General features: G+C 69.6%; 6 protein-coding genes. All 6 read left to right on the forward strand.

Features of this window, described 5'->3' with window-relative positions; genetic code table 11:
• Positions 1–88 precede the first annotated feature (88 nt).
• On the forward strand, positions 89–5,014 hold the full coding sequence (locus IBX62_07655; GenBank protein ID MBE0476953.1) for a discoidin domain-containing protein: 4,926 nt from the start codon (positions 89–91) through the stop codon (positions 5,012–5,014).
• A 184-nt stretch (positions 5,015–5,198) separates the two neighbouring features.
• On the forward strand, positions 5,199–6,647 hold the full coding sequence (locus IBX62_07660; protein MBE0476954.1) for a hypothetical protein: 1,449 nt from the start codon (positions 5,199–5,201) through the stop codon (positions 6,645–6,647).
• A gap of 42 nt (positions 6,648–6,689) precedes the next feature.
• Positions 6,690–7,871 (forward strand): NapC/NirT family cytochrome c, encoded by a 1,182-nt coding sequence (locus tag IBX62_07665; GenBank protein MBE0476955.1) that lies wholly within the window; start codon positions 6,690–6,692, stop codon positions 7,869–7,871.
• A gap of 35 nt (positions 7,872–7,906) precedes the next feature.
• On the forward strand, positions 7,907–8,563 hold the full coding sequence (locus IBX62_07670) for a tetratricopeptide repeat protein (protein ID MBE0476956.1): 657 nt from the start codon (positions 7,907–7,909) through the stop codon (positions 8,561–8,563).
• Between the two features lie 25 nt (positions 8,564–8,588).
• Positions 8,589–9,677 carry an SMP-30/gluconolactonase/LRE family protein gene (locus IBX62_07675; GenBank protein MBE0476957.1) on the forward strand — a complete coding sequence of 363 codons (1,089 nt, stop codon included), beginning with the start codon at positions 8,589–8,591 and terminating at the stop codon, positions 9,675–9,677.
• A gap of 182 nt (positions 9,678–9,859) precedes the next feature.
• Positions 9,860–10,348, forward strand: a 489-nt coding sequence (locus IBX62_07680) for a hypothetical protein (GenBank protein MBE0476958.1), incomplete at its 3' end; no start/stop codon positions are given.

Genomic DNA, 10,348 nt, shown 5'->3' on the forward strand with positions numbered 1-10,348 from the left:
CCTTCTCTTTCTCCTCCGGTCGCCGCACCTGCAAGGACACCTCGCGCGAGAGTGTGTTGTGGGAACGGCGATCCGGGGAGTGTGTGCGATGAGGAGACTTCACCTTCTGTGCGCGCCGGCGGTGATGCTGGCGGTCGCGCTCGTCGCGGTGCCGGCGATCGCCGCGGCGGCGCCGGCGGCACCGTTCGAGACGAACGCCGAGTGCCTCGAGTGCCACGACCTGGGCGGCGGGTCGGGGGCGCTGACCAAGGTGGACTTCGAGGTGCCGCCTTTCCCCGCGGATCCCGGGGTCCCCAGCGTCGACATGGGCAAGTGCGCGTCGTGCCACTGGGTCCCGGCGGGCGGCCATCCGTTCCATAACGCGGCAGCCAACTGCGGCGCCTGCCATCCCCACAGCGTCGAGGGGTGGGGTCTTCCCGATCCGGCGCGCGTCCCCGCCGTCAGCACGGCCTACGGCTGGTTCTTCTCCTCGCTCTCCCCGAGCGCCGGTTCCGAAGAGCTGCACGCGATCCACCTCCAGGCGTCCTGGCCGGCGGCGTTCGAGGGGCCCGTCACCCCCGCCAACGGCGGCGCCACCCGCAAGTGCGCGAGCTGCCACGCGAAGGCCGCCTGCGAGGCATGCCACGTCGACCCCTCCTCGCAGACCCACGCCGACCACACGTCCGGCTCCGTCGCGCCGTGGACGGGTGTGATGGGCTCGGGCACCCCCGCCGGCGACGAGAGCGTGCTGACGGCGGGCCTCGTCGCCGGCACGTGCGGCGCGGCGGCCTGCCACTCCGTGTCCACGTTCGACTCGCCGCCCTCCCGTACCGAGGAGACGGACTCGGCCGTGAGCTACGGGGGCGCCTGGTCGACGGCGACGGGAGTGCGCTACAGCGGTGGCTCGGTCCGCTTCTCCGGCACGGCCGGCCGCACCGCCGGCATCACGGTCACAGGCGGCAAGGTCACCTGGATCGGCACGAGGGGCTCCTACGGCGGCATCGCGGAGGTGCTGGTGGACGGTTCGCCGGTGGCGACCGTCGACACCTGGGCGTCCTCCATCTCGGACCAGCAGGCGCTCTACACGGTGAACCTAGGTACCAGCGGAGGGACCGTCACGATCAGGGTGACCGGTCTTCGGAACCCGAGCGCGACCAACTCCTACGTCATCCTCGACGCGTTCGACCTGGCGCCCTCGGCGGCGGAGTTCCGTCCCACGTGCGTCTCCTGCCATACCGACCCGTCCCTGGACGCGGTCGACCGCAGCGGGACGCACGGCTACGAGACCGTCGACCACGTGGCGGGCGTCGGAGGGCAGACCCACGGCGGCAAGAGCTGCGACAGCTGCCACGCCATGGACCTGATGACCGAGCACGAGCGCCCGACCTCCGCTTCGGCCGGCGGCGACTGCGGGACGTGCCACCCCATGCCGAGGAACGGCTTCGGCGCCTGGGAGCGGGGGTGCCAGCAGGGCGGCTGCCACGCGGACGGAGGTCCGGCCGAGCCCCATGCCGGCCAGGCCGCCGCTCATATCCCCGCGGCCGCAGGCGCCGTCTGCGCCGGGTGCCACGCAGGGGATCTCGAGGAGGTCCACGCCGACACGACGTCCTCCTCGGGAGCGATGTCGTGCAGCATCTGCCACTCGGCGTCGGAGTACCCGGCGACCGGCGACTGCACCGAGTGCCACTTCACCTTCGACGGGCACTACGACGAGACCGCGCACACCAGCTCCTGGACGCTGGAGGGTTGCCTCGGCTCGGGCTGCCATGCCTCGCGCGACCTGATGACCGAGCACTCCTCCGCGCGTGAGGGCTTCGCCTGCTTCGACTGCCACGCGAACACGAGCAGGCCCGAGTACGCCGCGGCGATCGCCGCCGGCGACACCGCTTGCGGCGCCTGCCACGCCGACGTCACCGACACCGGCGGACACTACGCGGCGCATGCCGTCGTCCCGCCGCTGCGCAACGCCGACGGCACCGGCAACTACACGTACGGCGTCGGTTCGACGGGCACGGTCCCGACGAGCGATTGCGCGATGTGTCACGGGTCGAACCTCGTCGACGAGCACATGGGCGGCAACGGTCACCTGCCGAAGAAGGACTTCACCGGCGCCTTCCTCGGCTGCGGGAGCTGCCACTCCTCGGCCGATCCTGCGGTAGCTGCCGCCGTAGGGGAGGGCCTCACCGCGTGCGAGGACTGCCACCGGGTCCACAGGCAGATCCCCTCCGTGCACGCGAGCAGCTTCACGGGGGACCCGGACGACGGCTGCTCGCTCTGCCACTCGAGCGACCTGACCTACGAGCACGACTTCGACATGACGACCACGCTGCCCTCGGGCCGGGTGCTCTCCGGGTGCGAGCTGTGTCACGACTACTACGAGGGCGAACGCGCCGCGGTCATCCAGACCGCGATCGAGATCACCGGCGACACGCGTTGCACCGCCTGCCACGCGGACCGCCACGCCGACATCGCGGTCAAGCACACCGCGACCACCCCCGCCAGCGCGGAGGAGTGCGGTCGCTGCCACGACGACGGCAGCGGCGCCGACGGCACCGACGTGACCGTCGTGCACGCCGACGCCGCGCTCGGCGGCTGCCGCGTCTGCCATGCCAACCCCTCTCGCGTCCCCGACGTCACGACCTCGACCGCCGAGTGCGCGAGCTGCCACTCCTCGAGCGGAACCGACCACCACCGGTCGATGGCCGCATCGCACACCTACGGCGCCATGGACGCCTCGTGCCGGAGCGCCGGCTGCCACGTCGCGAACACCCTGCCCGAGGAGCACGAGCGCTTCCTCGGCAGGTACCCGGAGTACGCGGACGGATGCGAGCTCTGCCACCTGAACGCGGTCGCGGAGCGCATCGACTGGAGCAGGGCCACCGCGGATTGCGCGAGCTGCCACACGATCCACGGGGACATCGAGACGCTCCATACCGCCCCGGAGAGCCAGGAGTGCGTGGACTGCCACGAGACGGCCGACGTGCGCGTTCTGCACGCCTTGGTGGAGACGGACCCGTCCAGCTCATGCGCGGTCTGCCACAGGGAGACCGTGGACACGAGCGGCACCACCGCGTGCGCGGGCTGCCACGACTACTCGCCCCCGGACCCCAAGCACTACGACGAGGTCCCGCACCTCGCCGACAACGGCACCCTCTCGCCCGGAGGGGGGTCCTGTTCGAGCTGCCACTACCTGGACATGAGAACCGAGCACTTCAAGGACGGCTCCCTGACGGCGGAGGGACAGGCGATCACGTGCGTCCTGTGCCACGAGGTGAAGGTGGACGCGTTCTCCTCGGCATGGGACGGGAGCTGCGAGGCCTGCCATGCCGGCAAGCACGGCGGTCAGAGTGCGGGTCACGACTTCTCGGCGACGAACGCCGGTTGCGGCGGGCCCGGGTGTCACTCGATCTCGAACGTCGTGCAGATCCACAACGCCGATCCCGGGCGGCCCTGCGGCAGCTGCCACGGTCCCTCGTCGATCCCACCGAAGGACTGCACGGCCTCGGGCTGCCACCCGGGCGCCACGGGCGACCATCATGAGGACCACGACACGACCGGCTACGTCGATGGCGGGTGCAAGGGCTGCCACTTCGTGCACCTCGACGACGAGCACATCGCTCTCGGATACACCTGCGATGTCTGTCACAAGTCCGCGGACCCGGATGTCAGGGACGCGATCGCCGCCGGCCGCCGTGATTGCGACGCCTGTCACCCGGCGGTCAACGGCAGGCACCGTCACGCCGACCTCTGGCCCCAGGAGTTCACCGAGGACAACGCCTCCGGCCATCGTGCGGACGCGTCGCTTCCCGGCATGCGCACCAGCTTCGTGGTCGGCGGCAAGACGTACACGTGGGCGCTGCCTGCGTCGGGCAGGACCTTCAAGGCGGGCTGGACGTACGACTCGATGGTGGCCTGCGACGGTTGCCACACGTTCGCCGGCAGCGCTGAAGGTCCTCATGGGGCCTCGGTCACCGTGAACGTCGACCCCGCCTACCCGCGTCCGTACGCCAAGACGAAGCTGTCCGACGAGAGTGGGCCGGCGCCGGGCTTCCACGCCGACAGCATCTGCGCCAAGTGTCACGTGCTATACAGCGGCGGTTGGGGCAGCTACGTGCATGCGAAGCACGCCCGGGGCTACTCGAACACGAGCCGGCAGGGCGAAGGGTGCGTGACGTGTCACGCGGGGATCCCCCACGGCTGGAGGCTGCCGCGCCTGCTCGCCTACCGCACGGACCCCGCGCCTTACGGCACGAGCCCCTCGTACGGGTTCACGCAACTCAAGCTGAGGAGCTACTCCAACGTCGCGAGTGAGAGCGGTTGGGACAAGAGCGACTGCGGCGGCGCCGGCAGCGGCTGCGGCAAGCACAACGAAGCGAGAGTCTCTCCGGTGTGGCCGAGCACCCAGCAGGCCTTCGGCGACATCGCCGGCACCGTCACGACCGCCGGCGGCGCACCGATCACGGGAGCGACGGTCGCGACAGGCGGCCAGAGCGCAGTCACCGACAGCGGCGGCCGCTACACGATCGCCCGAGTGCCGGTCGGCGACGCGGCCGTGACCGCCTCGGCGGAGGGCTACGGCAGCCAGACGAAGACCGTCTCCGTGGTCAAGGACGTGACGGCCGCGGCGGACTTCACGCTCTCGCCGGCCTCGTCCAACGCGGCCCTCGGAAAGACGGCGTCGGCATCCAGCCGGTACTCGTCGAGCTACTCGGCAGACAAGGCCGTAGACGGCTCGACCTCGACGTACTGGCGCTCCTCCTCGGGGGGGATCCAGTGGCTCAGCGTGGACCTCGGGGCGGCGTACAGCCTCGAGAAGGCCGTGATCGTCTGGAACGGCGGCTACTACGCCAAGGGCTATCGGGTCGAGGTCTCCGCCGACGGCAGCGACTGGACGCAGGTCTACTCGACGTCCAGCGGCACGAGCGGCACCAGGACCAGCTCCTTCACCGCCACCGCGCGGTACGTGCGCCTCTACTGCACCTCGGCGAACTCATCGAGCTACCGCGTCAACGAGTTCGAGGTGTGGGGACGCTAGGACGAGCCCGTAGGGCATGACCACGGGGGGAGCCGACCGGATCGGCTCCCTTCGGCGTGCTCGCGCTCGGGGCGGCTGGGAGGCCCTGGTCCATGGCCAGGGCGCCGGGTAGACTGGGAACGGCGGGAGAGCGGGCGCGTCGTGCGGGTCGGCGCATGCGGTCGGCGCTCCCGGAGGAGGCTCATTGGGGGACGTGCGCGACGTGCCGGCGGGCGCCGCAGAGACGCGCTACGGAGAGGAGGAACGGGACGGCCGCAGGCCTTCGCCGCGCGCGGTCGCCCTGATCCTCATCCTTCTGCTGCTCCTCTGCGCGGTGGTGACCGCGCTGGACGTGTGGATGGACCGCGGGCCGGACGAGATCAGGTTCGTCACCCGCAACATCGGGTGCCTCCAGTGCCACAGCGAGCTCATCCCCGCAACACGGATGCCCTCCGTCCACGACCCGTTCAGGCTGCAGTCGTGCACCACCTGCCACTCCACGCACGGCGAAGAGGTGGAACGCACGGTAAGGGAGGGCGGATGGCGCAGCTGGCGGAGGGTCAGGACGCTCCTCGAGTGGCTGCCTCTGAGGCTCGTGATGGGCGCGGCGGGCTCCGCGGCCGGAGAAGAGGGCTCGGGCGGGGGCGGCAGGATCATCTCCGCCGAGACGGTGCGCGAGAAGGGGCGGGACTCGGAGCTCACGTCGGGGCCGAAGGAGCTGTGCTGGATATGTCACGGCGACCTCGGGGTCAAGCTCGGCATGAGGCGCCAGCACGCGCCGTTCGCAGGCGGCCACTGCACGGACTGCCACGACCCCCACGCATCGGACTTCCGCGTACTGCTCAAGCAGAGTGAGCGGGACCTGTGTCTGACCTGCCACCCGATAGGTCCGGAACTTGCTCGGGAGCAGACGCATCCGCCGGCGGCCGAGCGCCACTGCACGAACTGTCACGACCCGCACGCGTCGGAGTGGAAGGGCATCCTGGTGAAGAACCAGCGCGACCTGTGCTTCATCTGCCACCCGTCGGTCGCTCCCTTGAGTCTCAAACCGGTACAGCACCAGCCGTTCCTCTACGACAACTGCACGGGCTGCCACGAGCCGCACGGCTCGGACCACGAGCCGCTTCTCATCAAGGACGAGCCGCCGCTGTGCTACGACTGCCATCCCGTGATCGAGAAGGACTTCCTGCGGGCGAGCCGTCACCCCGTCGACACCCCTGGGTTCGGCTGCGCCGACTGTCACGACCCGCACGGCGCGGACTACGCGGCGCTGCTCGTCGCGAAGGACAACCGGATGTGCTACGAGTGCCACATGGCGACCATCGGTGTCACGTACGAGGACTCTCGGCACCGCCGGACGCTCTGCGTCTCGTGCCACACCCCGCACGGGTCGGACTTCGCACCGATCCTGCAGGCCGCCAGCCCTCAGGTGTGCCTCGATTGCCATCCGCGCTATGATGAGGCGTACGGCCACCCGATCAGCCCGACGTACTGGGACACGGCCGCCGAGGAGCCGCTCACGTGCACGTCCACGTGTCACGACCCGCACGGGAGCGCCTCTCCGGAGATGATCGGCGTTCCCTACCGGGTCGGCGGGTTCGGAGCCGCCAACCTCTGCCTGAGTTGCCACAAGACGGTCGGTATCGAGTTCTGATGCGCCTCACGTATCCGATCGCGTAGCGGAAAAGGAGCGTTCGTGCCCAGGATCTCCCTGTCCGGCTTCACCGACCCGGCGCGCCGCCCGCGCTACATCATCTGGACCGGCGCGCTCGTCCTCGGGTTCGCCGCGTTCGTGGTCGTCGCGATGGGTGTGACGTCGACCCGCTGGTTCTGCTCCAACGCGTGCCACAAGGTCCAGGACGACACGATCATCGCGTACGGGCGCTCGACCCACAGCAACGTCTCGTGCATGGCCTGTCACATGCCGGTGAACGCCGATCCGATCACGTTCACGCTGCACAAGGCCAAGGCCCTCGGCGAGCTCTACCTCACCGTGACGAATCGGTACGAGCTTCCGCTCAACCCCGGCTCGCACCTTGCGATGGACGGGGAGCACATGCCCTCCGAGCAGTGCACGCAGTGCCATTCCATGGGAACGAGGCGCGTCACCCCCACCAAGGGCATCATCATCGACCACGACGCGCACATCGAGGAGGGCGTGACGTGCACGACGTGCCACAACCGCGTGGCGCACAAGGAGGACTTCGAGCTCACGCTGAAGGACCCGCGGTCGGGCGAGCCCAACCGCAAGCACCCCGACTTCATGAAGATGGACTCGTGCTTCCGCTGTCACAGCCAAGCCGACGCCGAGCGGCCGCCGGGCGACTGCCTGGCGTGCCATCCGAAGGACTTCGAGCTCAAGCCCGCCAATCACGATCCCGCCAACTTCGTGCGCGACCCGGGGGAGGGCCGCGCCGTGCACGCGGTCATGGGCGCGGAGGACGCGGCCCGCGTAGCGAGCGCCACGGCGGACGCGCACGGTGAAGAGGTGCGTCCCGCCGTCAGCGAGCGCGACGGGGAAGGCCTCGACATCCTTCCGCTGTCCGAGGTCAGCTACTGCGGCACGTGCCACGACAAGCAGGAGTTCTGCAACGACTGCCACGGCGTCGAGATGCCCCATCCCGCCGGCTTCGAGAAGGGGCACGGTGAGGCCGGCAAGAAGAGCCCCGACGTCTGCGCCAACTGCCACACCTCCGAAGGCAGGGTCACGGCGACGAGCACGGAGTTCTGCAACGCCTGCCATCACAAGGACGGCGACCCCACGAAGCCGTGGATCCCGCAGCACTTCGTGCCTGTCCGTGCGAAGGGCGCTTCGGCGTGCTTCGACTGCCACGACCCGGTCTTCTGCGCGCGCTGCCACGTGCGGGGGATCCAGTAGCGGGCCGGCGCGGAAGTCTCGAGGAAGAGCCGTCGATGTCCGACACCTCACGGTCCTCGTCCGATCCCGGACGAAGATCCGACCGCCTTCTTCTCGGCGCCGTGATCGTCGCGGCCGTCCTGGCGGCCGCGCTGGGCTACTACACGTGGTCGCTGCTGCCCAAGGACTCCGACACGCCCGCTACGGCCTTCGCCCGCGACCTCGCCAGGGCCGATGCGGTGGTCGATGCCGCTCCCGAGGCTCTGATGCCGCGGTTGCGGCTGGCGGACGTGTACTTCAAGTACCGGGACTACGACACCGCGATCGACGTCTTGGAGGACGCGAGAAGCATCGAGGCGACCGCCGGCATGCGCGCGTACCTCGAGGTCGGCCTGGCGCGCGTGTACGAGGCCAAGGGCGACGACCCCTCCGCCAAGGACCACTACGAGCGTGCGCTGGAGCACGAGCAGAGCTTCGACGCGAACTACGCCCTGGGCAGGATGGCGCGAGACGAGGGCCGGCTCGGGGACGCGATGCGCCACTGGGAGCGCGCGCTCGAGCTGAACAGGTCGGCGGCGACCCTGCGGATCGAGCTCGCGAAGGCGTACGCGGACTCGGGCCGGAAGGGAAGCGCCCTCGAACAGCTGAGGACGGCGCGGGAGTACCTGCCGGACGAGCCGGAGATCGAGCGGCTGCTGCGGGATCTCGAGTAGGCGCGAGGGGAGCCGGATCGAACCGATGGACGAGCGTGCGCGCCCTCTTCCCGACGAGACGGACTTCGCCGGGCGTCGGGCTGCCGACAGCCGAGCGCGGCAGCGTCGTCGGAGGATCCTGCTGTGCATCGCTTTGCTCCTGCTGCTGTTGCTGCTGTGCGGGATGGTGTACCTGCTCACCCGGATCGTGGGCCTTCCGCAGCACAGGAAGGTGGTCGCCGGGACGCGCGGCGTGCAGGTGGTCTTCGCCGCCTACGCGTGGGGGCCGGGCCCCGAGCAGAGGCTCACGAAACCTCCCGGCGTCGCCTACGATCCCCGCAACAAGCGCATCTACGTCACCGACACGATGAGCGCGCGTGTGATCGTGTTCGACTCGCGAGGCCGCAACGGGCGCGTCTTCGCCGAGGGCGAGCCGAAGGCCAAGCGGCAGGACCTCGGCGAGGCGACCCTGTTCCGGCCCCTCGGCATCGACGTGGGCGACGACGGGACGGTGTACGTGTGCGACCCGGAGAAGGCGGCTGTCTCGGCGTTCTCGCCCGAGGGCGAGAAGGTCGACGAGTTCAGGCTCATGCACCCGCGCTACGTCGCGGTTCACGGCGAACGCCTGTACGTGCTGACCAAGGGGTCGTTGCTCGTGCTCGACACCGCCGGCAACGAGGTCGGCCGCTACGGCGAGTTCGGTCGAGGTCCCGATCAGCTCGTGTGGCCCGCGGGTGTGAGCGTCGGGGCCGACGGGACGATCCTCATCGCGGACACGAACAACTACCGCATCGTCGCGCTCGGACGGGACCTCAAGCGCAAGTGGGTGTACGGCGAGCCGGCCTTCGACCGGGAGCAGCAGAGCAAGCGGCAGCTCGCGTCGCCGATGGGAGTCACCTTCGACGGCCGCGGCCACGCGTGGCTCGTCGACGGCTTGAACAGCCACATCCGTGCGTTCACGCCCGACGGGAAGCCGTACGGCTCGCCCGTGGGCCAGGCTGGAGACCTCGAGGACGAGTTCTACTACCCGCTCGGAATCGACTGGATGGAGGACGACCTGTTCGTGCTCGCCGACCGCTTCCACGACCGCATCGTCGGCGTGCGGCTCGATCCCGAGGCCGAGCCGGAGGAGTAGGCCGGCCGCCGAGCGGCTTCTTGCGTCAAGAGGGCTGCGGCGACGCGTTGACAGGTCCTTCCAGCTCTAAGAAGATTACCCGAGGGGTTCCACTCCCTGAGCTCTGCCTGCCGATTGGAACATGGGGGGACACCGGCGTTTCTTCGCCGCGGTTCTAATCCACTCAGGAGGGAGGTAATCGGATGAAGAGAGTTCTTCTCATCGCGGCTTCGGCCGCCCTTCTCGTGCTCGCCACGACCGGTGCAGCCTACGCGGGCAACGACGAGGGGACGTTCCGAGGCCCGCCGTACACCGACACGGCGCACAGCGGGTATGCCGCGACGTCCAACTCCTGCATGTACTGCCACGACATCCACCAGAACACCAACTACAAGCTGTTCATCGCCGATACGGCGACCGACGGCTGCATGGTGTGCCACTACGGTGTCGGCGCCGCGGCAACGGCCGTCTACAACAACGCAGCGCCCAACGCAGAACACAGGGTGGACGCGTCGACCTTCATCCCGGATGCCACGACGGACGCTCCGATCCAAGCCATCGCACCTGCGGACCGGCTCGACTGTCTGGAGTGCCATGACGCGGCGCCGCACGGAGTGAACGACGCGGGTGTCGTGCAGTCCGGCGTGTTCGGGAGCTCGGGCGCTCTGATCACCGCGACGGACGAGGTCGAC

This window comes from Coriobacteriia bacterium, assembly GCA_014859305.1.
Lineage (GTDB): Bacteria > Actinomycetota > Coriobacteriia > Anaerosomatales > Kmv31 > Kmv31.

Coding starts and splice junctions, on each gene's coding strand:
- IBX62_07655 (MBE0476953.1), top strand. CDS start 89: ATGAGGAGACTTCACCTTCTGTGCGCGCCGGCGGTGATGCTGGCGGTC.
- IBX62_07670 (MBE0476956.1), top strand. CDS start 7,907: ATGTCCGACACCTCACGGTCCTCGTCCGATCCCGGACGAAGATCCGAC.
- IBX62_07675 (MBE0476957.1), top strand. CDS start 8,589: ATGGACGAGCGTGCGCGCCCTCTTCCCGACGAGACGGACTTCGCCGGG.